25 protein-coding genes, 4 tRNA genes, 2 pseudogenes and 1 riboswitch are annotated in these 25,048 nt (G+C 33.4%); of the genes and pseudogenes, 19 read left to right on the top strand and 12 right to left on the bottom strand.

Translation table 11 applies throughout. The features are described 5' to 3' along the window. Window positions 1-50 precede the first annotated feature (50 nt). Both ACLL8X_RS03155 and ACLL8X_RS03150 read left to right on the top strand, forming a co-directional pair. On the top strand, window positions 51-2,078 hold the full coding sequence (locus tag ACLL8X_RS03155; protein ID WP_411989508.1) for a TonB-dependent receptor domain-containing protein: 2,028 nt from the start codon (window positions 51-53) through the stop codon (window positions 2,076-2,078). A gap of 52 nt (window positions 2,079-2,130) precedes the next feature. Further along, window positions 2,131-2,715, top strand: coding sequence for an NUDIX domain-containing protein (locus tag ACLL8X_RS03150; protein WP_411989493.1), 585 nt, complete (start codon window positions 2,131-2,133; stop codon window positions 2,713-2,715). 32 nt (window positions 2,716-2,747) lie between these two features. On the opposite strand, the gene ACLL8X_RS03145 is transcribed toward ACLL8X_RS03150, so the two are convergent. The 3 genes from ACLL8X_RS03145 to rpmB form a co-directional block, all read right to left on the bottom strand. Continuing rightward, window positions 2,748-3,857: a methyl-accepting chemotaxis protein gene (locus tag ACLL8X_RS03145; protein WP_411989492.1), complete on the bottom strand. Its 1,110-nt coding sequence runs from the start codon at window positions 3,855-3,857 to the stop codon at window positions 2,748-2,750. Between the two features lie 9 nt (window positions 3,858-3,866). Further along, window positions 3,867-4,082, bottom strand: coding sequence for an HP1242/YdcH family protein (locus ACLL8X_RS03140; protein WP_411989491.1), 216 nt, complete (start codon window positions 4,080-4,082; stop codon window positions 3,867-3,869). A gap of 196 nt (window positions 4,083-4,278) precedes the next feature. Beyond that, entirely contained in the window at window positions 4,279-4,473 is a 195-nt protein-coding gene (gene rpmB, locus ACLL8X_RS03135) for a 50S ribosomal protein L28 (RefSeq protein WP_411989490.1), read from the bottom strand. Between the two features lie 131 nt (window positions 4,474-4,604). On the opposite strand from rpmB, the gene rpe reads away from it, so the two are divergent. The 4 genes and pseudogenes from rpe (at window position 4,605) to ACLL8X_RS09340 (ending at window position 8,732) form a co-directional block, all read left to right on the top strand. After that, window positions 4,605-5,252, top strand: coding sequence for a ribulose-phosphate 3-epimerase (gene rpe / locus ACLL8X_RS03130; protein WP_411989489.1), 648 nt, complete (start codon window positions 4,605-4,607; stop codon window positions 5,250-5,252). Next, window positions 5,249-6,013, top strand: a complete 765-nt coding sequence (locus tag ACLL8X_RS03125; protein WP_411989488.1) for a 3'-5' exonuclease — start codon at window positions 5,249-5,251, stop codon at window positions 6,011-6,013. Before rpe ends, ACLL8X_RS03125 begins: the two co-directional genes overlap by 4 nt. Before the next feature lie 22 nt (window positions 6,014-6,035). Next, window positions 6,036-6,140, top strand: a riboswitch (TPP riboswitch). Between the two features lie 38 nt (window positions 6,141-6,178). After that, entirely contained in the window at window positions 6,179-7,477 is a 1,299-nt protein-coding gene (gene thiC / locus ACLL8X_RS03120) for a phosphomethylpyrimidine synthase ThiC (protein ID WP_411989487.1), read from the top strand. A 140-nt stretch (window positions 7,478-7,617) separates the two neighbouring features. Beyond that, a pseudogene (locus tag ACLL8X_RS09340) lies at window positions 7,618-8,732 on the top strand (Cj0814 family flagellar-dependent secreted protein). Between the two features lie 245 nt (window positions 8,733-8,977). On the opposite strand, the gene ACLL8X_RS03105 reads toward ACLL8X_RS09340, so the two are convergent. The 6 genes and pseudogenes from ACLL8X_RS03105 to ACLL8X_RS03080 all read right to left on the bottom strand — a co-directional run bounded on the left by ACLL8X_RS03105 (window position 8,978) and on the right by ACLL8X_RS03080 (window position 13,107). Continuing rightward, complete coding sequence (locus ACLL8X_RS03105) at window positions 8,978-9,496, bottom strand: hypothetical protein (protein WP_411989484.1); 519 nt, start codon at window positions 9,494-9,496, stop codon at window positions 8,978-8,980. Beyond that, a complete protein-coding gene (locus ACLL8X_RS03100; RefSeq protein WP_411989483.1) occupies window positions 9,486-10,013 on the bottom strand; it encodes a hypothetical protein in 528 nt (175 codons plus the stop codon). The genes ACLL8X_RS03105 and ACLL8X_RS03100 overlap by 11 nt, the downstream gene beginning before the upstream one ends. Then, window positions 10,010-10,951, bottom strand: a complete 942-nt coding sequence (locus ACLL8X_RS03095; RefSeq protein WP_411989482.1) for a clan AA aspartic protease — start codon at window positions 10,949-10,951, stop codon at window positions 10,010-10,012. Before ACLL8X_RS03095 ends, ACLL8X_RS03100 begins: the two co-directional genes overlap by 4 nt. Before the next feature lies 1 nt (window position 10,952). Beyond that, window positions 10,953-11,583: pseudogene (locus tag ACLL8X_RS03090) on the bottom strand (lysophospholipid acyltransferase family protein). After that, a complete protein-coding gene (gene miaB / locus ACLL8X_RS03085) occupies window positions 11,567-12,868 on the bottom strand; it encodes a tRNA (N6-isopentenyl adenosine(37)-C2)-methylthiotransferase MiaB (protein WP_411989481.1) in 1,302 nt (433 codons plus the stop codon). The pseudogene ACLL8X_RS03090 and the gene miaB overlap by 17 nt, the downstream one beginning before the upstream one ends. Continuing rightward, window positions 12,865-13,107 carry an HP0268 family nuclease gene (locus ACLL8X_RS03080; protein WP_411989480.1) on the bottom strand — a complete coding sequence of 81 codons (243 nt, stop codon included), beginning with the start codon at window positions 13,105-13,107 and terminating at the stop codon, window positions 12,865-12,867. Before ACLL8X_RS03080 ends, miaB begins: the two co-directional genes overlap by 4 nt. A 128-nt stretch (window positions 13,108-13,235) precedes the next feature. On the opposite strand from ACLL8X_RS03080, the gene nusA reads away from it, so the two are divergent. Continuing rightward, window positions 13,236-14,318, top strand: a complete 1,083-nt coding sequence (gene nusA / locus ACLL8X_RS03075; protein WP_411989479.1) for a transcription termination factor NusA — start codon at window positions 13,236-13,238, stop codon at window positions 14,316-14,318. A gap of 15 nt (window positions 14,319-14,333) precedes the next feature. Here nusA and ACLL8X_RS03070 read toward each other — a convergent pair whose 3' ends face one another. Further along, window positions 14,334-15,521, bottom strand: a complete 1,188-nt coding sequence (locus ACLL8X_RS03070; protein ID WP_411989478.1) for an MFS transporter — start codon at window positions 15,519-15,521, stop codon at window positions 14,334-14,336. Between the two features lie 67 nt (window positions 15,522-15,588). On the opposite strand from ACLL8X_RS03070, the gene ACLL8X_RS03065 reads away from it, so the two are divergent. From ACLL8X_RS03065 to recG, 3 genes are read left to right on the top strand one after another with little or no spacing between them, the layout of a single operon-like run. Next, window positions 15,589-16,635 (top strand): dehypoxanthine futalosine cyclase, encoded by a 1,047-nt coding sequence (locus ACLL8X_RS03065; protein WP_411989477.1) that lies wholly within the window; start codon window positions 15,589-15,591, stop codon window positions 16,633-16,635. After that, window positions 16,635-17,855, top strand: a complete 1,221-nt coding sequence (locus ACLL8X_RS03060) for a M16 family metallopeptidase (RefSeq protein WP_411989476.1) — start codon at window positions 16,635-16,637, stop codon at window positions 17,853-17,855. Before ACLL8X_RS03065 ends, ACLL8X_RS03060 begins: the two co-directional genes overlap by 1 nt. Next, complete coding sequence (gene recG / locus ACLL8X_RS03055; RefSeq protein WP_411989475.1) at window positions 17,845-19,668, top strand: ATP-dependent DNA helicase RecG; 1,824 nt, start codon at window positions 17,845-17,847, stop codon at window positions 19,666-19,668. Before ACLL8X_RS03060 ends, recG begins: the two co-directional genes overlap by 11 nt. Here the strand turns inward: recG and ctb are convergent. Next, window positions 19,665-20,048 (bottom strand): truncated hemoglobin Ctb, encoded by a 384-nt coding sequence (gene ctb, locus ACLL8X_RS03050; protein WP_411989474.1) that lies wholly within the window; start codon window positions 20,046-20,048, stop codon window positions 19,665-19,667. The two genes, recG and ctb, sit on opposite strands and share 4 nt — an antisense overlap. A gap of 94 nt (window positions 20,049-20,142) precedes the next feature. On the opposite strand from ctb, the gene nssR reads away from it, so the two are divergent. The 5 genes from nssR to ACLL8X_RS03025 are packed head-to-tail and all read left to right on the top strand — an operon-like array spanning window position 20,143 to window position 23,640. Continuing rightward, window positions 20,143-20,739: a nitrosative stress-sensitive transcriptional regulator NssR gene (gene nssR / locus ACLL8X_RS03045; RefSeq protein ID WP_411989473.1), complete on the top strand. Its 597-nt coding sequence runs from the start codon at window positions 20,143-20,145 to the stop codon at window positions 20,737-20,739. 15 nt (window positions 20,740-20,754) lie between these two features. After that, a complete protein-coding gene (locus ACLL8X_RS03040) occupies window positions 20,755-21,456 on the top strand; it encodes an amino acid ABC transporter permease (protein WP_411989472.1) in 702 nt (233 codons plus the stop codon). Further along, on the top strand, window positions 21,449-22,105 hold the full coding sequence (locus ACLL8X_RS03035) for an amino acid ABC transporter permease (protein WP_411989471.1): 657 nt from the start codon (window positions 21,449-21,451) through the stop codon (window positions 22,103-22,105). The genes ACLL8X_RS03040 and ACLL8X_RS03035 overlap by 8 nt, the downstream gene beginning before the upstream one ends. Before the next feature lies 1 nt (window position 22,106). Continuing rightward, window positions 22,107-22,844, top strand: coding sequence for an amino acid ABC transporter ATP-binding protein (locus tag ACLL8X_RS03030; RefSeq protein WP_411989470.1), 738 nt, complete (start codon window positions 22,107-22,109; stop codon window positions 22,842-22,844). 13 nt (window positions 22,845-22,857) lie between these two features. Then, the gene (locus ACLL8X_RS03025) at window positions 22,858-23,640 is read left to right on the top strand and encodes a glycosyltransferase family 25 protein (protein WP_411989469.1); all 783 of its coding nucleotides are present in this window, start codon (window positions 22,858-22,860) and stop codon (window positions 23,638-23,640) included. On the opposite strand, the gene ACLL8X_RS03020 is transcribed toward ACLL8X_RS03025, so the two are convergent. Next, on the bottom strand, window positions 23,615-24,343 hold the full coding sequence (locus ACLL8X_RS03020) for a glycosyltransferase family 25 protein (RefSeq protein WP_411989507.1): 729 nt from the start codon (window positions 24,341-24,343) through the stop codon (window positions 23,615-23,617). The genes ACLL8X_RS03025 and ACLL8X_RS03020 overlap by 26 nt on opposite strands. A 189-nt stretch (window positions 24,344-24,532) precedes the next feature. Here ACLL8X_RS03020 and ACLL8X_RS03015 point away from each other — a divergent pair. The 4 genes from ACLL8X_RS03015 to ACLL8X_RS03000 all read left to right on the top strand — a co-directional run bounded on the left by ACLL8X_RS03015 (window position 24,533) and on the right by ACLL8X_RS03000 (window position 25,001). After that, window positions 24,533-24,608: transfer RNA gene (locus tag ACLL8X_RS03015), tRNA-Thr, on the top strand. Between the two features lie 48 nt (window positions 24,609-24,656). Continuing rightward, window positions 24,657-24,742: transfer RNA gene (locus ACLL8X_RS03010), tRNA-Tyr, on the top strand. Between the two features lie 6 nt (window positions 24,743-24,748). Next, window positions 24,749-24,825: transfer RNA gene (locus tag ACLL8X_RS03005), tRNA-Gly, on the top strand. Between the two features lie 101 nt (window positions 24,826-24,926). Further along, window positions 24,927-25,001, top strand: a tRNA-Thr gene (locus ACLL8X_RS03000). The last annotated feature ends 47 nt before the right edge of the window (window positions 25,002-25,048 follow it).

Raw genomic sequence — 25,048 nt, 5'->3', positions numbered from 1 at the left:
TGAAGGATTTTCATAAAACAAGATTAAAAGGCAGTTTAATATGTTTTTTAATGCTTTCAAATGTTTTATTTGCAGAAGAAAAATACCAGCTTGATGAAGTGGTAGTAAGTGCGAGTGGTTTTGAGCAAGATTTAGTGGATGCTCCTGCTAGTATTTCTGTTATTACTAAAGAGAATTTAGAGAAAAAGCCTTTTAAGGATATAGGTGAAGCCATTGCTGATATTCCCGGTGTGGATGTAACGATGAATAAAACAGGCACTTACGATTTTAGTATTCGCGGTTTTGGTAGCACTTATACTTTGGTTTTGATTGATGGAAAGCGTCAAAGTGTTGCCAATGGTTTTTATGATAATGGCTTTGGGGGAAGTGAATCAGGCTACTTGCCGCCCGTATCGATGATAGAACGCATAGAAGTGATACGCGGTCCTGCATCGACTCTTTATGGTAGCGATGCTGTGGGAGGCGTTATCAACATCATCACCAAGAAAAACCCCGATAAAACGCAAGCAAGTATCGAGTTTAACACACTTTTGCAACAACATTCTAGTCGCTACGGAAATGCCAGCGGTTTTAATGCCTATGTTGCCACTCCTTTGATTGAAGATAGGGTTTCTATTTCAGCTAGACTTAAGTATTATGATAAGCAAAGCACGGATTTAAAATGGCCTACTCCAGTTTGGCGTCAAAGCAATGGAAATACAAGCCAACAGCCCGATAACTATCAAATCGCAAGTCATAGTGCTGGAGCTTTTACAAGTTTAGGTTTTGGTTCAAGACTGAATTTCACTGTGGATGATAAAAACAATGTTTATTTTGATATAGAACGGTATATCAATGAAATCGCTGTAAATTCCACAAGTGGAAGGGCTATAAAGAGCGAAAGGCAGTTGTTTAAAGACAATATAGTTTTAAATCACGATGGTAATTATGGCTTTGGTAGCACCAATTCTTATTTGCAATACGGAAGCACTAGGGATAAGGATTTACATAGCCAAATTTGGGTGGGAGAAAGCAAGGCTGTTGTGCCTTGGAATTTGGATAAATACGGCAATTTAATCGGCTCTTTCGGGCTAAGGGTGGATTATGAGACGCTTAAAAATGACCAAACAAGTGCTGGAAGCGAGATTAGAGGTAAAAATTTAGATCAAACCACAGCCGCACTTTATGGCGAAGGGGAGTATTTTATCACTGATGATTTGATTTTTACTACAGGTTTGCGTTATATTTATAGCGATTTATTTCATAGCGAATTTACTCCTAGGGTTTATCTTGTCTATCATTTTAATGATAGTGTCGCTCTTAAAAGTGGGATAGCAAGAGGCTATAAAACTCCAGCTGTCAAGCAGCTTACCGATGGCTATTATAATTACGGCAATGGAAGTGCTTCTTTTGGTAATCCTGATTTAAAGCCCGAAGAGAGCATTAATTATGAGCTGGGTGTGGATTTTAGAGTTTATGATTTTGCACATTATGCTATTACGGGTTTTATTACAGACTTTGAAAATCAAATCAGTTCTGAAGACTTAACGGGAATGCAAAGTGGTATTGATTGCAATAACGATACTTGCACAAGGCCTATTAATCTTGGAAAAACACAAACTAAGGGGATAGAATTTGCCTTTGATACCAAAGCCTATAAGGGTTTTAGTGTAAATTCTAGCTATACCTTTATGGATAATCGTTATAAAGACGGGCAGAAAAATTGGTTTGGTGGCGATAGAATTGAAAATTTACCGCGTCATATTGCAATGCTAAAATTAAATTACGAAAAAGGTAAATTTAGCTCTTATGTAAAAACTAGGGCAAGGCTTGATACCATAGCTAGGGCTAAGGGTGGTGGAAATGGGAGTTTGCCTTGGCAAAAATATAAACCCTTTTATATAGTGGATTTAGGGCTTAACTATAAGATAGATAAGCAATCAAGCCTTAGTTTTGTAGTGCAAAATCTCTTTGATAAAAATTTCTTTGACCCAAAGGTTACAAGATGGGTGGATTCAAATCCAGCAGGGTATGCTAATCGTTATCAAGACTATACAGAAGGACGAAGCTTTTGGCTTAGTTATAAGCACGATTTTTAAGTCCCAGTTCATAAGTTTTAGCTAGAATTTGCTATCTTATAAAGGAGCAAAAATGGCATTTAAGAATTTAAAAGAGCTTGAATTTAGAGAATCTGCTTATATAAAACCTAAAAGATTTAGCTATGAAAGTGGGGGCAAAATTTGCACTTGGGATTTTATCGAAGCAAAAGACAGCGTCTCAGTGCTTTTATATCACAAGCAATTAGAGAGTTTTATCTTGGTGCGTCAGTTTCGTATCCCACTTTGGTATCATCAAAGACGCGATATAAATTACAAAAAAGATGAAAATATGGGCTATACTCTAGAGCTTTGTTCGGGTCTTGTGGATAAAGATTTATCCTTAGAAGAAATTGCCAAAGAAGAATGCGTGGAAGAGTTGGGATTTTTACCTAAAATCTTAGAAAAAATAGGGGATTTTTATACAGGTTTTGGCTCAGGTGTTAGCAAACAAAGTTTTTATTTTGCAGAGGTTGAAGAAGAAGATAGAGTTTCTGGGGGCGGCGGTGTAGATGGTGAGCAAATCGAAGCCGTTTTTATTAGGGTAAGCGAATTTGAGAAAAAAACTAAAGATGAGATGAGAACTCCTTTGCTTGATTATGCTTATTTGTGGTTTTTAAGAGAAAAATGGAGCAAATAAAAATTATCTTTTCAGATTAAAGCTTTAGAGCCTTAATCTGAATTTTTATGATTAGACTCATCAAGCATTTCTTTAAACACATTGAAAAGGTCTAGTGAAGCGTTTTCGGCAACTTCACATTTATTGATAATGCTATGTTGGGTAATATCTTTGCTGATATCTTCTGCATTTGCTATTGTTATAGCTATATTCATATTTTCATGGACTTTTTCGTGTGGTTCGTTGATTTTTAGGAAACTTCTACTAGTGCCAAATCTTTCTTTTCCTGTGCTAGCAAGCCATTTTCCCAAACGGCAGCTGGTATGGTCGGCAAGTTGTTTGCCTGATTTTGCAAAAATTTCTTTGTAGCCGTTGAGTTTAAAAGCGATGTGGTCTAGCTTTGCTAAGGATACAAAGGCTTCGCTTGCTATGCCTACTGCATTGGAATTTGTAGAATGTGCTTCGCCGACTAAATGGGTAAATTTCTCAGAAAAACTCATAATGTGAGCATTAGAATCTATAGAAATTTTTTCTACTTGCTCACTTTGAGTATACATTTCATTAGCATTTTGCTTAAGAAGATTGATATTCATCTCCACTTCAGTGGTAGCTTTTTGCGTTTTCTCCGCTAGTTTCCTAACTTCATCTGCAACAACAGCAAAACCACGTCCGTGCTCTCCTGCTCTAGCGGCTTCAATGGCAGCATTAAGAGCTAGAAGATTAGTCTGGTCAGATACATCTTTGATGAGATTGATGACATTGGTGATTTCATCTACGCTTCTGTGCAGAGTTCCTGCAACATCTCTTGTTTTATTCGCGGATTCTGTAATGTTTCCTAGAGAAGCATTGATGGAATTGGCAATATGATTAAGTTCGTCCATTTCTGCAAGAGAAGTTTTGGAGTAATTAGAGATGATTTCCGCCTTATTGACATTTTCTAGCATATCTCCTTGAACGATGGTAATATTTTTCAAAACCCCTGTCAGTAAAACATTTAAAAGGTCAGTTTTAAGTTTAGATTCTAAAGCTGCTTGTTCTAGTGATGAAATTTTATTTTTTAATTCCAAATTTTCTGAGCGGAATTTTTCAATTTGACGTGTAAGACTTTGGTTTTCTTCTTCAAGTCTTTGAAGATCAGAATGGTTTATTTTATTTCCAAACATTGTATCGCCTTATTTTTTGTAATTTGCTAGATATTGATTGAGTTCGTCTTTTACGCGGAGTTTTTCTTTTTTTAGATTAGAAATTTCCATACCGCTTAGCATACTCCTGCCTTCTTCTGCATCTTTAATTCTATCGTCTAGTTCATTGTGTTGCTCAAATAACTTATCAAAATGTGCATCTTTGCCTTTAAGTTCAGACATCAACTCTCTGTATTCATGTAGCATTAACTCTCCTTTAGCATTTTAGAAATTTAAAATTTATTAAACAAGGGTATTTTACACTATTAAAGGGCATTTTTGGCTTAAAAAATAATAAAAATTCCCAATAATTTTTAAATATATCTTTAAGATTTATGGGTGTTAAATTTGAGATTAATTGAGATTAAAAAGTATTTCAATTTCGAGGAATAAATCCTCAAAATCATTTAGCATTTTGTTTTTTAAGAGTTCTTAAAGTAGAAGCGGCAATTCTCATTTTTCTTGTAGTGCCATCTTCTAAAGTGATGCGAACTGTTCTAAGATTAGGTAAAAAGCGTCTTTTTGTTTTATTGTTAGCGTGGCTGACATTATTACCCACCATCGGTCCTTTGCCTGTGATTTGACATACTCTTGCCATTTTTTATCCTTATGAAAATTTTAAAGGGAGATTCTATCAAATTTAAGCTTAAAATATTCCATAATTTATAGTTTTTTTAATCTATAAGTGGGTAGAATATTTTCTTTAATTTTTCCTTTAAGGTTAGTTTGATGTATATAGCGCCCAGTTTATTAGCTGCAAATTTTTTAAGATTAGAAGAAGAAATTAGAGCTGTTGAAGATGCGGGGGCTGATTTATTGCATATTGATGTGATGGATGGGCATTTTGTGCCGAATTTAAGCTTTGGACCCTGTGTGATAGAAAAAATTTCAAGCATTAGTAAATTGCCTTTAGATGTGCATTTGATGGTTGAAAATGTGAGTAATTTCGTGGATTTATTTATCCCTTTAAAGCCTAAGTTTATTTCTTTTCATATAGAAGCAGATGCCCATCCTATAAGGCTTTGTGAGTATATTAGAAGTCATAATATCCATCCTGCTATTGTTTTAAATCCTCACACCTCTCTTAGTGCGCTTAAGCATTTGATGGAATTTGTAGATATGGTGCTTTTAATGAGTGTAAATCCGGGCTTTGGAGGACAAAAGTTTTTGCCCTTAGTCTATGAAAAAATCAAAGAATTACGCCAAATGATTGATGAAAAAAACGCTAAAATTTTTATAGAGGTCGATGGCGGGGTTAATGGTCTCAATGCAAGTGATTTAGAGCTAGCAGGAGCTGATATTTTGGTAGCAGGCAGTTATATTTTTTCTTCAAACGACTATAAGAGTGCGATTTCATCTTTAAAGCTTGAATTTTGAGTTTGCAGCAAATTGATAAAATTATTTCAGTTTTAAATAAGCAAAGTAAGCCTTATGAATGGGTGATTAGAGAATTTTCTAAGCTTGAAGAATTAAGAAATTTTGACTTAGATTTAGAGACTTTTGAGCTTTTGGGTTTGGGCTTAACTTTAAATAAAGACAATATTTTTACCCTTAACACACGCACCAAAAAAATCAAAGAAGAGATTTTTTGCATAGTCGATATTGAAAGCACGGGCGGAATTAATAGTGGCGAAATTTTAGAAATAGGGGCGGTAAAAATTCAAAATTCCAAAGAACTAGGGCGTTTTCAAAGCTTTATTAAGGTAAAAGAAATTCCACAAAACATCACAGAGCTTACGGGAATTACTTGTGAAATGGTTAAAAACGCCCCTAGCTTAAAAAAGGTTTTAAATGATTTTAGACTTTTTTTAAAAGATAGTATTTTTATAGCCCATAATGTGCGTTTTGATTATAGCTTTATTTCAAAGGCTTTAAGCGATTGTGGCTTTGGAATTTTGCTTAACCGCCGTATTTGCACTATAGAATTTGCACAATGTTGCATAGAAAGCCCAAGATATAAACTTGATGTTTTAAAAGAATTTTTAGGTATAGAAAATACGCACCATAGGGCATTAGATGATGCTTTAGCAGCAGCTGAAATTTTTAAATACTGCCTTGGCAAACTTCCCTTTCACATCAAAACCACAGAAGAGCTAATCCACTTTACCAAAACCTCGCGTGCAAAAATAAAGCATTAAGGATAAAAATTTTATAATATTTTTCATAAATGACGGGAGCTTGTGGAACAGGCTGAGAGTAAGCTAAAAGCTTAGACCGAACCAGAACTAGATAATGCTAGCGTTGGGAAGATTTACTTTTTCTACTTTGCCCTTCATTTATCCAAATTTTTTTAAAGGATAAAAATGAAAACTCAAATGAATTACGCCAAAGAAGGCGTTTTTACCCCGCAAATGCAAGTTGTAGCCCAAAAAGAGCAAGTTAGTGAGGATTTTCTACTTGAAAATATTGCTTGTGGAAAGATTATCATTCCTGCTAATATCAATCACACAGCCCTTGAGCCAAACGGCATAGGACTGGGACTTCGCACTAAGGTTAATGTGAATTTAGGCGTTTCTAATGATTGTGTCGATTATACTGAAGAAATGCAAAAGGTAGATTTGGCACATAAATTTGGCATTGAAGCCATTATGGATTTAAGCAATTATGGCAAAACCAGTCGCTTTAGAGATGAGCTTATAGCAAAATCAAAGGCTATGATAGGCACGGTTCCAGTTTATGATGCGGTGGGCTTTTTAGAAAAGGATTTAAAGCAAATCAGTGCTAAGGATTTTTTAGATGTGGTTTATCATCACGCTAAAAGTGGGGTGGATTTTATGACCATACATGCAGGGATAAATTCCCGTGCGGCTAGGGTTTTTAAACAGACTAAACGCATTACAAACATAGTCTCAAGGGGTGGTTCGGTGCTTTTTGCATGGATGGCGATGAAGGAGGCTGAGAATCCTTTTTATGAGTATTATGATGATTTGCTTGAAATTTGTCTTAAATACGATGTAACCCTTTCTTTAGGTGATGCTTTGCGTCCGGGCTGCACCCACGATGCTAGTGATGCGGCACAAATTGCTGAGCTAATCGAGCTTTCTTTACTCACTCAAAGGGCGTGGGATGTAGGCGTGCAAGTGATGATAGAGGGTCCGGGTCATATGGCTATTAATGAGATTGAAGCCAATATGCAAATAGAAAAACGCATTTGCAAAGGAGCGCCTTTTTATGTGTTAGGTCCTTTGGTAACGGATATAGGAGCGGGGTATGACCATATTAGCGGGGCTATTGGTGGGGCTGTGGCTGCTGCTGCGGGGGCTGATATTTTGTGTTATGTAACCCCGGCCGAGCATTTGAGACTGCCGAATTTGCAAGATGTTAGAGATGGTATAGTAGCGACTAAAATCGCCGCTCACGCAGGAGATATTGCTAAATTGCCAAAAGAAAGAGCAAGGGATGATGCGATGAGTAAGGCTAGACAGGATATTGACTGGGAGAGTATGTTTAAACTGGCAATTGACGGGGAAAAGGCGAAAAAGATGTTTAACGAACGCCGTCCTGAAGACTTAAATTCCTGCTCTATGTGTGGAAAAATGTGTGCGATGAATACTATGAATCAAATTTTAAAAGGAGAGGAAGTAAAACTCATGAAAGACTAAGCCCTTTGGGCTTAGACCTAAGTATTGAGAGTACCCTAGTTTATCTTATCCACTCATACCTTATAAATTTGAACCAAAAGAATATAAAATAAATTTTAATTTATACCAATTTAAAACTAGAAGCGAAAAAGGAAATATCAATGATAAATAGCTTAAATTCTAATCATTTTAATTTAAACCTTCAAAATAAAAATTTAAACCATAAAGAAAGTAATTTATCAAAACCTAGTTCTAAAAATTTTATAAAAGAATTATCCCAAGAGAGCTTAATAAATTCATCAAACAAGCTTTTAAATTCACTCAATGATAAAACTGGGGCAGTAGATAAAATCTTAGGCTACTCAGTAGATAAAGATGGCTTTTTCACAAGTGATTTTAATGAAGCAGTGGGCTTGCCAAAGGATTATAAGATTAGTGCAACACAAATGCAAGAATTTATCAAAAATCTTTCGCAAAATAAGAATTTTGATACTATTAATTCTATCAAAACACTAGCAAATGCCTATGAAATATTTTCTAATTTAATGCAATTGTCTAAAAATGAACTTCCTTTAGGTTTTGAAATGGATAAAAATAGTTTTGTAATTTCAAAAATTTACAGTAACGAACAAGATTTAGAAAATAACTTCTTAAGCGAAAGAAATTCTTACAAAGCAAACAAAATAATCATCAGTTTAAAAGACTTGAAATTAGAAGATAAAACTTTTATGAATTTCGCAAATACAATATTTAATCAATTCGGTGGTGGTTTTGTCATTGATGGAGAAAGCAATATAGGCGGTAAGTTAATGGGATTGATAAAAATATGGATAAGAACCAAATTCAAGCCTTAAACGACTTCATAAGCAATAATTCTTTTATCGTCAATGGTTCAATGGAAAAACTTATGCAAGCACTTGATTTATTTAGTAGTAATTTGGATATAGAAGAATTTAAACAAAAATGGTTAGATTTAAGCACAAATTTAAGCTCAAGTGATAAAAGCTTAGAGCAAATTGCAAAAGAAAATCTTAAAGTTAAAGAAAATAAAAAACCCTTTAAAGCCATTCAAGGCGAAAGCAAAAATAAAGAAACTTATAAAGATAGCAATATAAGCAGCGAATTCCTAAAAAAGCTTTTAGAAAATAGCTTTAATAAAGCTAAAGAATTAGAACTTCTTTTGGGTATAAAAATAAGTGATGAAGACACAGAAAACTTTAATAACTTCTTTTTAAAAAAGAATTTACAAAATAAAAGCGTGGATATAAGAGTGTGAGAATTTTTGTTTTATTTGTCATTACAAGACTTGAAAAAATTATCATTGCGAGAAGCTGTCAAGCTTCGTGGCAATCCATTGGCCTTTGCGTCTGCTCTTAAAATTAAAGGGATTGCTTCAACTCTAACGAGTTTCGCAATGACAAACACAGAGTTTGCCACAAAGCCCTTGACTTCTCGCAATGACGGACTTAGCTTAAGACTACTCTCGCAATGACAAAAAAAGGTAGTTTTGTCAAGCTATTTTTAAATTCCATAAATTTTAAGAGTAAGGCTGATTTGAATGTCCTTATTTCCTGCTTTGAGCTTGAGCGGATAAGCGAGTTTGATGAGATTATCGTAGTTTTTTAAAGCATCGATAAAATCATAAAATCGTCTAGGGTTATTCATTGTCGCTTGAATAAGAACTTGGTTTTTTAGATATTTTTCTTGTTTTTCGGGTTTGATTTCTTTGATTTTAACATTTTGAAAATATTTTTGTAAAAAAAACTCCAAATTTTTTGTATTAAAACCCTGCTCAAATTGCTCTAAGCTTTTGTTGTTTTCACTTCTTAGAGTTGATATTTTATCTTCGCTTAAGTTGAATTTAGCCTGAGTGCTTTTTAATACAGCTAGTTGAGAATTTTCTCTAAGATTGGCTTGTTTGTAATTTTTTAATGTTGGCAAAAGCAAAAATAAAATCAAAGCCGTGCAAACACTGATAAAACTTAAAGCACAAATGAGAAGCTTTAGTAAGTCGGTTTCTTCAAGGCTTTTATCTTTCATCTATAACCCCCGGAATTTGCTTACTTATACTCACAAAACGATACCAACCATTATTAAGACGGTAATAACTTGTGTTGCTCTCATCAAAAATGCTTTTTAAAGGAGTTTCCAAAAGCAAGGCAAACATTTCTCTTGTAGGCGTAACCCCAATGAGCTTTAAAGAATAATCTTCTTGCTCTAAGCTTTCAAGGGTGATGCTATCTGTTTTTACAATGATGTCAAATAAATTTTTTAAACTTTCTTTGATGATTTGATTTTGGGTGTTGAAATTTTTGGCTATTTGGCTTTGGTCAAATAAAATTTCATAAAGTTTATCATTTTCTCCCGTTTGATTTTGTAGTGTTATGATTTCTTGTTTTTCGTTGTCAATAGAGCTATTAATCAAGGCTATTTTTATAGCATAGACAAAATATATGAGTAAAATAAAAATCACACTAAAGCCAAAAAGTCCCAGCCAAATTTTATCAAATAGAGTAATGACGGGCTTTTTTCTTGGTTGTATGAAGCTGTAAGTCATTTAAGCTCCTTTCGCATTAATTCTATCATAAGTTCAAGAATGTTGATTTGTTTAGTTTTTATTTCTAAAAAAGTCTCATTTTCCAAAAAATCAATAGCACTCCTGTTAATATCTGATTGGCTATACAATAAAATATCGTTAATAAAAACTCCCGCATATTTATCATCATTATAAAATTTTTCAATATTAGCAATGATATAACGGCAAAGCTCCATATCATTACTAAATTGACCCAGTTCATCAAGATTAAAATTATCATCATTAGCCAAATTTTCATCATTGTTTTCTTGGTCAAGTTGGTTAAATTTATCATCTAAAACTTCATTGAAATTATCTAAGCTAACTTCGGTATCATTTTGATTGTCTTGGATTTTTTCATTTTCTTCAGGTTCAAATTCTAAGCTTAATTCTTGTTCAAATATTTTAAAATCCCCATACAAAATATCACGACCCCTAGCGATGATAATCACCAAAATCTGCTCTTGTTTTAATCCATAAAGTAAAATTTTATCATCACTTTGCTTTTCTTCTTGTATCTTGTAATAAAGAAGAGCAAAAGGAGAATACAAGAAATCAAGCCCCTTATAAGTTTCAAAAAGTTCGCTGTAATACTCTATATGTTCTGTGGCTGTGTAAATAAGAGCATTGTTAAGCAAAAGGTGCTTTACACTCATTTTTTTTGTATTGTCTTGGGTATTTGTGCTAGGTATTAATCCTTGCTCGTTGGCGTTTAAAAATAAAGCGGTATGATAAAATAAGAAAGGTCTGCTTAAATTTTTCACATATTCGAGTAAATTTTCACTTTTATCGAAAGTTTTTTCATTGCTACTAATGAGTTTATTTCCCCTGTAAATAGAAGCTTTTAAAGTATTTTTTTTCTCTTCTAAAATAATGCTAATGAAAAGTTGCGGAAGTATTTTTTTAAGTAAAAATAACATTTTATTCCTTAAATTGAATCAGCCAAGCTAATTTTGTTAAATTGTTCTATTAGAAATTCTTTGGCTTTTTCTTTGTCTAAAGATAAAATATCCAAAGGTTCGCTTAGACTATAAGTAATTTTGCTAAAAGGCTTTGGCAAAATCATCTTATCCCAACTTTTAAATTCCCAAAAACGACTTGCTTCATAGTTTAAAATTCTTATCTTTAGTCCCTTTTTTTGGGCTAAAACGATGGAGCCATCTGAAATACTATGATAAGGTCCCCTTGGTCCATCGGGTGTAAGGATTATATCGTCATTTTGCTCTAAAACTTTAAAAGCAGCTCTAAGTGCGGCACTAGCACCTTTTGAAGTGCTTCCACGCACCGTATTTAAGCTAAAAAGTTTAATGATTTTAGCGATTTGCTCTCCATCTTTATGGTGCGAAATCATCACATAGGCTTTTTTGTCCTTTTGTCTATAATGCTTAAAGGCAAAAGGCATAAGTGCCAATTTGCCGTGCCAAAAAAGTATCACATAGGGTTTATGGTCGATTTTTTCCCCTTTGTATTTTTTTTTACAACTTAGAAAAATCAGCCATTGTAAAATAAAAACCATATAAGTTATACAATAAATTTTAAATGATTTCCCCATATAAAACCATACGCTTTGCATTAGTGATTTTTACTTCTTTAAATTGCCCTAAAAGCTCTTCACTGCCTTCAACCTGCACTAAAAAATTATTATCCGTTCTTCCAGCAACGCTATTGTTTGCTCTTAATTCTTCAAATAAAACCTTAAAGCTTTTATTTTCTTGTTTTTTTACAATCTCATCTAAAATTTCACTATGGCGATTTTGTAGAGTGCTAAGTCTTTTCGCAGCTGTTTCTTCATCGATTTGATTAGGCATTAAAGCGGCTTTTGTCAAGGGGCGTTTAGAATATTTAAAAGAAAAAATTTGCTCAAAACGCACTTTTTCTAAAACTTCCATCGTTTCTTCAAAATCCTTTTCACTCTCCCCCGGAAAAGCCACGATAATATCAGTGGAAATACTAACTTCCTTACAAAGCTCTCTAAGTTTTAAAGCCCTATTTAAATACCATTCTTTGCTATAACCGCGTTTCATAGCCTTTAGAATTTCGCTTGAACCGCTTTGTAAAGGCATATGCATAGCTTTGCAAATTTTTGGATTGTTGGCAAAAACTTTTAAAAATTTATCATCCATATGCAAAGGATGCGGACTTGTAAAACGAATGCGTTCTAAACCTTCTATACCGCTAAGTTCTTCTAAAAGGTCCGAAAAGTCCATTTTTTTATGTTCATTTCTAAATCTTTTGCCATAATTATTAACATTTTGTCCCAGCAAGAAAATTTCTTTAGCACCTTTTTGAGTGGCTTTTTGTGCTTCTTTGTAGATAAGGTCAAAAGGTATGGAAATTTCATCCCCTCTTGTATGAGGGACTATGCAGTAAGTGCAGTGTTTATCGCAACCTATGGAGATGTTGATATAGGATTTATAAACACTATTTCTAAAATCCGCAAAGGCAAATTCACTCTCATCATAGCCTAAATCTACACTCATAAATTTTGGAGTTTTGACAGCTTGAGTGATTTTAGAAATATTTCTTGCTCCTAAAACAAAATCCACATAAGGAGCGCGTTTAAAAATTTCCTTTCCTAAATGTGAAGCTGTGCAGCCACAAACTCCTATTTTAGCTCCTTCTTTTTTAACTTTTTCAAAACCACCCACTTCAGAAAAAAGCTTATGCACGGGCTTTTCACGCACTGAACAGGTATTGATGAGTATAAGGTCAGCTTCTTTAATGTCCTCTGTTAGGGTGTAATTTTCTTTTTGTGTCAGTTCGGCTATCATATGCTCTGAATCTCTCACATTCATCGCACACCCTAAGGTCTGGATAAATAATTTTTTAGCACTCAAAGAATATGCACCTCATACATAAAATCATTATCATCAAGCCCGTATTTTATGGTTCTATGATAGATACTTATGCCCTTTTTTTCAAAATGATTCACAAGGGCGATGAGTTGCTTGTGTGTATTGTCTTTGTCAAAATAAAAAAACTTTTGCCCATCTTTTTGCACGGCTTCTTCGATTTTCTCTAAACTTATATTTTTGGGTTTTTCGTTGATTAAAGTTCTTGCTAATTTTAATTCCATAGCTAAATCCTTAAGAATTTTCATTTTAATCCGCAATTCTAGCAAATTTTACTTTTAATTAAACTTATTAAGGATATAATTTTGACCTACTTTATTTAAATTTCCCACAAAAAAGGTTTTATAAAAATATGGAAAAAATGGCAGACATCATAGAAAGCATTGCTAATGAAAAAAATTTGGACCCCCAGAGTGTAAAAGAAAAGGTAAGCATTGCTTTAATCAATACCGCAAAAAGAATTTATGGTCAAGAATATGAATTTTTTGTAGATCCTAAAAATTTAAATCTTTATCAAAAAATTACCATTGTAGCAGACAATGATGAGAGTTTGCAAGATAAAAGCGAAAGTTTTATCGCCTTAAGCAAGGCAAGAGCAGAGGCACCTGATGTTGAAATAGGTGATGAATTAACCTATGAGTGTTCCTTAGAAAATTTAGGAAGAACTGCGGTAAATACCTTGCACAAAGAACTTGAGTATCATATACAAAAATTATTAGAGCAAACTATTTTTGAAAAATATAAAAATAAAGTGGGGCAAATGGTTTTTGGAAGTGTTGTAAGAGTGGATAATGAAGAAAATACTTACATAGAAATCGATGAGCTAAGGGCTTTTTTGCCAAGAAAAAATCGCATTAAGGGTGAAAAATTTAAAATAGGCGATGTGGTAAAAGCCGTGATTCGCCGTGTTTATATGGATAAGGGTATTAAAATCGAACTAAGCCGCACGAGTCCTAAATTTTTAGAATGCTTACTTGAAGCTGAGGTGCCTGAAATCAAGGATGGCTATGTTAGCATTGTAGGATGTGCGAGAATTCCCGGTGAAAGAGCTAAAATCATACTTCAAGCCAATAGTGCCAATATTGACCCTGTGGGTGCAGCGGTGGGTGTTAAAGGTGTAAGGATAAATGCTGTGAGCAAAGAGCTTCATAATGAAAATATCGATTGTATAGAATTCACAAATGAAAGCGAAATTTTAATCTCGCGTGCCTTGGCTCCTGCTATTGTAAATTCGGTGAAAATTGAAGATAAAAAAGCCATTGTGAGCTTAAACAGCGAGCAAAAAAGCAAAGCCATAGGTAAAAATGGTATCAATATTCGCCTTGCTTCTATGTTGAGTGCTTATGAAATAGAGCTTAATGAACTTGGCTCTTCACAAGCAAATTTAAGTCACGAAGAAGCGATGAAAAATCTTCAAGATTTATTTAAAATTTAAAATATTTGTGATTTTTCACAAATATTTTTGATAAAACCACTTCCAATAAAAAGCCCCAAAGATAAAAATCATACCCAATAAAGCCGTGATAAGCCCTAAGCTAAAGCCTATTTCAAACAAAAATCCCATAAGCATTGAAATCATAGCACTAAAACTAAGATAAACCATATCCGTATAGGCAATGACCCTGCCGTGGTATTCTTTGGCTGCGTTTTTTTGTATCATAGTATAAGTATAAGCCCAAAGACTAGAAGTGCAAAACCCTGCACAAAGCAGTCCTAAAAAAGAAAGGTAAAAATTAAACTGCGTTAAAGCCCAAAATATAATGCCAAAACCTTGACCAAGATACATATAAAACAAATTTTTATCATTAACCCACTTACTTAAAATGATGGGTCCTAAGGTCAAAGAACAAGCACGCACAGCGTTTAAAAATCCAATAACCAAAGAAGCCGATAAAAGTTCTTTATATTCGTGCTGGGCTAAAAGCGTAACTAAGCTCTCATAAGCCGTTAGCCCTATAAAGGCGTGAAGCAGGATAAGATGAAAGATGATTTTATGGTTTAAAACATAAAAAAAACCTTCTTTTATCATAAGATAAAAACGCTCATTCGTTTTTTGCGTAAAATCAGGAATGCTAAGTTTAACTAAAAAAGAAATACCTATAAGGATAAGCACACAGTCAAATAAAAAAGCCGTTTTCACGCCTAAAAAATAAATAAAAATTCCCGCACTCGCCATTCCCGCAGTGTAAGAAATTGCCCAAATTACACTATGCATTTCATTGGCAAGTTTAAGCTCTTGCGGGGTTAAAATTTTAGCTAGTAAGCTCATTTCAGCTTGAAAATAAATCGAAGCTACACATAATCTAGTAAAGATTAAAATAAATAAAAGCCACAGCATACTAAGGCTTGTAACAAAAATAAGGCAAAAAATAGAAATAAGCTCTACGCTAATCATAGAGAGCAAAAGTTTTTTGGGCTTGTTTTTTTCTACTATGACGCCATTAATGGGAGCGAGTAAAACCCCGGGTAAAAAAGCAAGCATAGCACTTGTAGCCGTTGCCCAAGTAGGTGCGTTAAGCTCAACTAGAAGGGTAAAAACCCCCGTTTGTGAAAACCACGCTCCAAAATAAACTATAAATTGAACGCAAGCGAGTATTCTAATATTTTTATTATTTTTCAATAAATCCACGAAATTCATAAGCGAAACTATAACATAATTTATATTTTAAATGCTATAATTTTACGCAAAAAAACAAGGAAAAATTTTGAAAAGATTGGATAAAAAAGAAGCTCTAAATTTACTTCATAATGCGAGTTTGAGTGAGCTTGGAGAAAGAGCTTATCAAAGAAAATTAGAATTACACCCCAAAAAGATTACAACTTTTGTTGTGGATAGAAATATTAATTATACGAATGTTTGTTGTATTGATTGTTCTTTTTGTGCTTTTTATCGCCATCATAAAGAAGATGATGCTTATATTTTAAGCTTTGAAGAAATTGGTAAAAAAATAGAAGAGCTTGAAGCCATAGGTGGTACGCAAATTCTTTTTCAAGGCGGGGTGCATCCAAAATTGAAAATTCAGTGGTATGAAGAATTAATCTCTTGGATAAAAGAGCATTATCCTAAGATAACGGTGCATGGTTTTTCTGCGGTTGAAATTGCTTATATCGCAAAGGCGTCTAAAATTTCTATTAGCGAAGTTTTACAAAGACTTCAGGCTAAGGGTTTATTTTCTATACCGGGTGCAGGTGCTGAAGTGCTAAGTGATAGGGTCAGGGATATAATCGCTCCTCATAAATGCGATACAGCCACTTGGCTTGAAGTGCATAAACAAGCTCATAAAATCGGTATGAAAAGCACAGCTACTATGATGTTTGGAACGGTTGAAAATGATGAAGAAATCATAGAGCATTTTGAGCATTTAAGAAAACTACAAGATGAAACGGGTGGTTTTAGGGCTTTTATTTTGTGGAGTTTTCAAAGTCAAAATACAGCCTTAATCCAAAAACACCCTGAAATTATGAAACAAAGTTCTAATAAATATTTAAGATTGCTTGCTTTGGCAAGGCTTTATTTAGACAATTTTCAAAATTTACAAAGCTCTTGGGTTACTCAAGGCTCACTCATAGGGCAACTTGCTTTGAAATTTGGGGCTAATGATTTAGGCTCAACGATGATGGAAGAAAATGTTGTAAGTGCTGCAGGAGCAAGTTATAAAATGAATCAAGATGAGATGATAAGACTCATTAGAAGTTTGGGCGAAAATCCTGCCAAACGCAATACCGCTTATGAAATTTTAGAAAGGTTTTAATGCAGTATTTAGAGAGCAAGGGTGTGAAAATCCCTTTTATTTTTGAAGAAAATTCAGATTTTCCCATTGTTATTTTAAAACTTGTTTTTAGAAATTGTGCTAGAAGTTATGATGAAATAGCAGGTTTGGCTAAGATGTTTTCACGCATTTTAAATGAGGGCGTGGATGATAAATTTTTTAAAGCTTTGGAATTTAGGGCAATTAGTTTGGAAGCAAGTAGTGGTTTTGAAAATTTAGAGCTTAATCTTTCTTGTTTAAAAGAAAATTTGGATTTTGCTTTAAATAGCTTAGAAAAATTGCTTTTAAAACCAAGAATAGAAGAGAAGATTTTAGAAAAATTAAAAATCAATGCCTTAGGCGAACTTGCGAGTAAAAATAGTGATTTTGATTATTTGGCAAAAAATTTACTCAATGCTCAAATTTTTGAATGCAAAGAATTTCAAAGTCCAAATGATGGAGATGAAAAAAGCATCAAGGCTATATCCTTAAAGCATTTGCAAAATTTTTATCAAAAATTCATACATCTTAATAATCTTGCCGTGGTTTTAGGCGGGGATATAAAAGAAGAGCAAATAAAAGAACGCCTTTTGAAATTTTTATCAAAACTTGCTTTGGGCGAGAAAAGTGTTGGGAAAAATTATAAGCTGAGTGAAAAAACTAAGGATAAAATCCTAGTGCGTCCAGAGAGCAAACAGGCTTATATTTATTTTGCCACGCCTTTTTTTGCTAATTTTAAAGATAAAGATTTGCATTTAGCAAAGATAGCTTTGTTTGTTTTAGGACAGGGTGGTTTTGGTTCAAGGATTATGGAAGAAATTCGTGTCAAAAGAGGACTTGCATATTCAGCTTATGCTATGCTTGATATGAATATGTCCTTTTGCCGTGTTTTTGGATATTTACAAACTAAAAACGAAAGCGCTAAAGAAGCAAAAAAAATTGTCTGTGAAGTCTTTGAAAATTTTATAAAAAAGGGTATGACGCAAAATGAGCTTAATCAGGCTAAAAATTTTCTCATCGGTTCAACACCTTTGCGTTATGAAAGCTTAAGCAAGCGTTTATCTATGGCTTTTAGTGAATTTTATCAAGGTCTAAATTTGGGACATTATAAAGAAGAATTAAAACAAATACAAAGTGTTACACTTGAAGAGCTTAATGCCTATATCAAAAAACATCAAGAGCTTTTAAACATAAGTTTTGCCAGTATTCAAAATGAAGATTAAAGAAAGTGATTTTGAATTTTTTAAAAAATTAAAGATTAGAAGTGCTATTGATTTAGCCCTTCTTTTGCCTAAAAAAATTGAGAATTTAAATCCAAGTAAAAATCCTAAAGAAAATGAAATTTGCACTCAAAAAATCACTATAAAAAGTGTCAATTCAAGAAACAATCAGCTTTTTGGTTTGGGTTTTTGTAAGGAATGGAATGAAAATATTTCCTTTGTTTTTTTTCATCCTAGAGCTTGGCATTTTGGGGTATGCAAGGTTGGAAAAGAGCTTATTTTTAGTGCCAAACTTACGCATTTTAAGGAGTTTTGGCACTTTAGCAATCCTAAAATTTTAAATTCTTTTGAGGGTTTTAGTCCTAAGTATCAAATTTTAGGCTTAAAAGATACAAAGATTGCTGCTTTTATACGGCAATATCTTAATTATGAGAATTTAAAAGAAAGCGGTATAGAAGATAAATATATACATTTTCTTTTAAATTTACACGCTTATGATGAAAAAAGTTTTTTTATATTTGAAAATTTGCAAAATTTTAGTAAAGATTTAAAATATATAGAAATGTATAATTTTTTAAAACGCTTACAGAGTAAAAAAACACATTTTAAAGCCCATAATATAGAAGTGTTTAACATAGCATCTTGGCTTAAAAATTTACCCTTTTCGCTCACAAAAGACCAGCTTAATGCCTTAAAAGACATAGAGCAGGATTTGCACTCAAGCGAGGCTAAAAGACGCGTGATTATGGGCGATGTGGGCTGTGGGAAAACTTTAGTTTTGCTTGGGGCTGCTTTGATGGTTTATCCCAAACAAGCTCTTTTGATGGCTCCTACTAGTATTTTGGCAAGGCAAATTTATGAAGAAGCTAAAAAATTTTTACCTGCTTTTATGGATATTTTATTTATCAAAGGGGGTAAAAAAGAAAAAGATTTAGAGCAAAATATCCAAAAGGCAAATCTTATCATAGGCACTCACGCTTTAATCCACTTAAAACACCATAATGCCGTGCTTGTGATGATAGACGAACAACACCGCTTTGGCTCGGCACAGCGGGAGAAAATTTATACCTTAAATAAAAAAGACTTAGCACCCCATTTTATACAATTTTCCGCTACGCCCATTCCAAGAACCCTAAGTATGATACAATCAGAGCTTTTAAATTTTTCTTTTATCAAAGAAATGCCTTTTAAAAAGGACATTAGGACTTATTGCATACAAAATGAGGGTTTTGCTAGGCTGAGTGAGAAGATTAAAGAAGAACTAGCTAAAAATCATCAAATCATTATTATTTATCCCTTAGTCAATGCAAGCGACACCCTTCCTTATCTTTCCTTAGAACAGGCAAGAGAGTATTGGGAAACTCATTATGAAAAAGTTTTTGTAACTCACGGAAAAGATAAGCAAAAAGATGAAATTTTAAAACGCTTTAGAGATGAAGGCAATATTTTACTAAGCACCACGGTTGTAGAAGTGGGTATTTCTTTGCCAAGACTTAGTATGATAGTGATTGTAGGAGCAGAGCGTTTAGGGCTTGCTACCTTGCACCAGCTTCGCGGTCGTGTGGGTCGTGTGGGGCTTAAAAGCACTTGCTATCTTTATACAAAACTTAAAGAAATTCCAAATAGGCTAAAAGAATTTGCAAATACTTTAGACGGGTTTAAAATCGCAGAACTTGACCTTAAAAATCGATTAAGCGGGGATTTGCTTGATGGTTTTATCCAGCACGGAAATGAGTTTAAATTTTTTGATTTTTCTAAGGATGAAGAAATTTTAGAAAAGGTAAAAAGAGATTTGGCAAAAAAATTGCCAAATTAATGTCCGCCGTATTTATAAAGCATATTTTGAAAATGCGAAGCTATCATTTGTGCGCGTTGTAAAATTACTGCCTTCATTTCTTCATTATAAATTTTATCTAAACTTTCTTCAAAAAGTCCTAGCCAAACTTCGAAAAATTCTTGTGGAAAAGGAGGTAAATCCAAATGTTTTTTTAAAGGCTGACCATTATAATCCCCTTCGCCTAAAAGCATACCCGCCCAAAAATTTCCTATTTTTGCTTTATGCTCTTTCCATTCTTCGTAGCTTGTGCCAATAGCATTGTTAAAAATGGGACCCAAATCCTTATCTTTCCTAACCTTTTCATAAAATATTTCCATAAGCTTTGCTATACTTTCTTGGTTGATTGTTTCAAATTTCATATAAACCTTTCTTAAGTATTAATTTTATGGCGTTAATATAGCAAAAATAGAATAAATGAAATTTAACATAAGTTAAAAATGGAAGATATAACTAATGAAAGATTATTTAGAGCTTTTATCTAGTGTGGGAAAATTAAAAAAATTTCAAAAAAATAGTATTTTGTTTTATGAAGGCGAAGAAGCTAAAAAATTTTTCATTTTACTCAAGGGAAAAATACGCATTTATAAAAGCACAGCAAGTGATAGGGAAATTACTTTGCATTATTTTAATTCTCCAAATTTTATAGCAGAAATGCCTGCTTTTAAGCAAATCAATTATCCAGCTAATGCGGTTTTTGAAGAAGATAGTGAAATTTTAGAACTTGATTTTGTTCGTTTTCAAAATTTATGCAGTGAAAATAAGGAATTTAATTTTTTGCTTATCAGTTCGCTCTTTGATAAAATTAGAATTTTGGAGAAGAAATTATCACAAAACACTCTGGATTTAAGAACAAGATTATTAAGATATCTTTTGGAAAATGAGAAAAAATTAGATACAATTTCACAAAAACAAATCGCAACAGACTTAGACGTAAGAGTGCAGTCTTTATCAAGGATATTGAAAGAGCTTAAAATTTTAGAATTAATTGATACAAAAAAAGGTAGAATTGAAATTTTAGACAAAAATGCGATTGTGAAAGAACTTTGGTAAATTTTAAGGTAAGCAATGGATTTTGATTTTATTTTAGCTCAAGTTCCAGCTTTTTTGGTGGCTGCTTGGCTTACGATGAAATTGAGTTTTTTTGGAATTATTTTTTCTTTCATTATAGGCTTGTTTTGTGTTTTGATAAGCTATTTTAAAATAAAAATTATAAAAAATTTCTGCAAACTTTATATAGAATTTTCACGCAATACTCCCTTGCTTATCCAGCTTTTTTTCCTATACTATGCTTTGCCAAAATTCAACATACACTTAGAGCAAATTCCACCGCTTAATTTTATTTGTCTTAGCGTAGAAGAAACCTTAAGACCTTCTTTTGCTTGTGCTGTGGTGGGGCTTAGTTTTTTGGGCGGTTCTTATATGGCAGAGAGTTTAAGAGCGGGTTTTGAAGCGATAAGAAAACAGCAGTTTGAAGCAGGTTTAGCCTTAGGTTTTTCAAAATTTAGCAATTTGCGTTATGTGATTTTACCTCAAGCCTTAGCCATTTCTATGCCAAGTATTAGTGCAAATATTATATTTTTAATTAAAGAAACTTCAGTTGTTAGCATTATTGCCTTGCCTGATTTGGTTAATTTAATGAAGAGCCTCAATTCTTTGACTTATAAAACAGATGAGTTATTATTTTTGCTATTTATGGGGTATTTGTGTATTATTTTGCCTTTGTCTTTTGTTTTGTCAAGGTTTGAAAAAAGGTTACTTCATGTTTGAACTTTTAAATACAGATACGCTTTTAAGGCTCTATCAGGGGTTTTTTATCACTCTTGAAATTTCCTTTGTGAGCATTGTTATCACTTCAATAGCTGGGTTATTTTTAGGAATTTTAATGAGTTTTAAAAATTCTTATATTTATACTTTTTGTCGTTTTGGCTTGGAATTTGTGCGAGTAATGCCCCTTTTAGTTTGGCTTTTTGTGGTGTATTTTGGTTTTCCTAGATGGTTTGGGTGGGATTTGAGTTCTGTGAGTGCGGCTATTATTGTTTTTAGTATTTGGGGTAGCTTTGAGATGATGGATTTGGTTCGCGTTTCTTTACAAAGCATACCCAAACACCAATACGAAAGTGCGGCATCTTTGGGCTTAAGCACTTTACAAAGCTTTGTTTATATCATCATACCCCAAGCCTTAAGAAGGCTTACGCCTATGAGTATGAATTTGCTAACACGCATGATAAAAAGCACTACCTTTGCTTATTTAATAGGAGCAATTGAGCTGGTAAAAGTAGGGCAGCAGATTATAGAGTTTAATAATAAAAATGATTTTGCGCCCTTTATTATCTATGGTTTGATTTTTTTCATCTTTTTTATACTCTGTTATCCTATTACCTTATATTCAAAAAAAATAGAGAAAAAATGGAGCTAAAATGAGCATATTAAAAATAGAAAATTTGCAAAAATATTATGGCTTACACCACGCTTTAAAAGATATTAATTTAGAAGTTAAAGCTAGAGAAGTTGTGGTGATTTTAGGACCTAGTGGCTGTGGAAAATCTACGCTTTTGCGTTGTATAAATGGACTTGAAGAAATCGCAAAGGGCAATATTTACATCGATAATGAAAAAATAGATAAGGATTTTAAAGAATGGCCTAGAATGCGCCAAAAGGTGGGGATGGTTTTTCAATCTTATGAGCTTTTTGAGCATTTAAGTGTTGAAGAAAATATACTTTTAGGACCTATGAAAGTGCAAAAAAGAAAAAAAGATGAGATTTTAAAGGAGGCTAAAATTTGGCTTGAAAAAGTAGGGCTTTCGCATAAAATTCACGCTTATCCAAGAGAACTTAGCGGAGGACAAAAACAACGCATAGCCATAGTAAGAAGCCTTTGTATGAATCCACAGCTTATGCTTTTTGATGAGGTTACAGCAGCTTTGGATCCTGAGATAGTAAGAGAAGTTTTAGAAGTGATGTTAAATCTTGCAAAAGAGGGTATGACTATGCTTATAGTAACGCACGAAATGGGCTTTGCTAAGGCAGTAGCTGATAGAATAGTCTTTATGGATGAGGGCAGGATAATAGAGCAGAATAATCCTAAGGATTTTTTTGAAAATCCCAAAAGCGAGAGAGCTAAGAAATTTCTCAATCTTTTTGATTATCATCAGTGAATTAGGGGTAAAGATGAAAATTTTTATTATCAACCTAGAAAGAAGCAAAGACAGGCGTCAAGTTATGCAAGAAAGAATTGATATTTTATTTACAAAATATCCTTCTTTAAAGGATAAGTTGGAATTTATTTTTTTTCAAGCTGTGGATGGGGGGGGGGATAAGCAAGAACTTGAAAAATTTGAAAAACATTTTACCCCACTTGCTAAAATTTATGCAGGGGGCGAAGGGATGAGCAGCCCTGAAAAAGCTTGTTTTGCAAGTCATTATTTACTATGGAAAAAATGCTTAGAGCTTGATGAGAAAATTATCATTTTAGAAGATGATGTAGAATTTGCAGATGAAATTGTAGAACATATTGATAAGATTGCTGCTATGACTTATGAGTGCGTAAGATTTAATTACAAAAAGGGCAAAATCGCGTATTATATCGAAGAAAATATAGGACTTGTCTTAAAAAATAACTCCTTTGGAGCCTTTGCTTATTTTTTAAATCCCAAAGGAGCGCAAAAATTACTAGCCAAAGCTAAAAAATGGTATTTTCCTGTTGATTATCATTTAGATATTTTTTATTATCACGGAGTTTGGCACTTGATGTATGATATTGCAATCTTTAAAGCCACATCCGCAAAGACGACTATACATAATGCAAAGCTTAAGCTTTATGAAAAGATTATGCGAAAAATCACCCGTCTTTTTGTAAAATTTTTTTCACATTGCTATAAAAGCCTTTATTTGCTTTTTCATAATCCCAAGAAAGTTTTTCCCCAATTTAAGAAAGATTTAAAGACTTTTTAATCTTTCTTAAATTAAGAATAGTCCAAGCCACACCATAGCATTGATACACCGCCTTTAAACACGCTCTTTGTATGCGTATAGGGATGTTTTTCTTGCCCATAGTGATGGTTGTTCCTTGAGGATTTAGGGTAATGAGCTGGGGTTTAAAGATGATGATTAAGACCTTGTGAAAATAATATCTGTCTATAAAATCATCTGCTGCAAAGGTAAATTTAGCCTTGCAAAGTAGTTTTGAAGCCGCACTAGGCTTAAGATAATAGCCCTGAGTTCCACTAACTGAGTGAAAACTGAGTTCAAAATGCTTATCAATAGGCTTTGTTTTGGGATTTTTAAGCGACATTAAACGCACAAATTCATAAGGGCAGTGCTTAAATTCAAGTATGAATTTAGCAAAATGCTCATTAAAGGTTATATCATCTTCAAGTATAAAAATAGGCTCATCAAGTTCTAAGCATTTTTTCCATAGACTAAGATGACTGGCAAAACAAGCTTTCTCGCTCTCACCTAATGCCCCCCCCCTGATGAGTTTTGAGCCAAAATCGTTAAAATACTCTCTAAAAGCTAAATGCTCGTTATTCTTAGCATCCACAGCCTCAAAAAAGTGGAATTTTAATTCCTTTTCTAAATGGGGATTTTGATGAAATAAATCTTTTATGACTTTTTGCAAATTTTCTTTTCTTTGGGCGCTTCTTTTAAGATTAATGATAAAAAATTTCTTCCCTTATCCTTTGTAAAAATTCAAAAAATACAATTATAGCTGAAATTTTATATAAAGTTATTTTTAATTTTATAAGAAAACTTGAAATTTTGATTTAAAATTTCAAGTTTAAAAATCATAAATTTTTCTTGACAAAGCATTTTTTTTAAGATATAATCACATTTTTAATTTTTTGCTGGTTTAGCTCAGTTGGTAGAGCAGCTGCCTTGTAAGCAGCAGGTCGGGGGTTCAAGTCCCTTAACCAGCTCCATTATTTTAGCAGTGTTTGACCAGAATATTGAAAAGCAATATTTTTTAGGGTGAGTTACTCAAGTGGCCAACGAGGGCAGACTGTAAATCTGCTGGCTTTCGCCTTCCGTGGTTCGAATCCACGACTCACCACCATGCTTTGCGGGAGTAGCTCAGTTGGCTAGAGCATCAGCCTTCCAAGCTGAGGGTCGCGGGTTCGAGTCCCGTTTCCCGCTCCAAATCATTTATAAAGAACTGGGAGCTGTATTTTACTTTTAACTTACAGTGAGTATCCCAAAAGAGTTTTTGTTGTCTATTATTGTGTATAATTTTTCTGAGCGCTCGTATGGCTCAGAGGTAGAGCACTCCCTTGGTAAGGGAGAGGTCGCGGGTTCAATTCCCGCTATGAGCTCCATGAATTGAAAAAATTATATAAATATTAAGACTTGCTTTGCTCAATTT

The organism is Campylobacter parajejuni (assembly GCF_046764905.1).
In the GTDB taxonomy this organism is placed as follows: domain Bacteria; phylum Campylobacterota; class Campylobacteria; order Campylobacterales; family Campylobacteraceae; genus Campylobacter_D.
The sequence above is the reverse complement of the archived record's forward strand: the minus strand, read 5'-3'. Positions and strand labels throughout refer to the sequence as shown.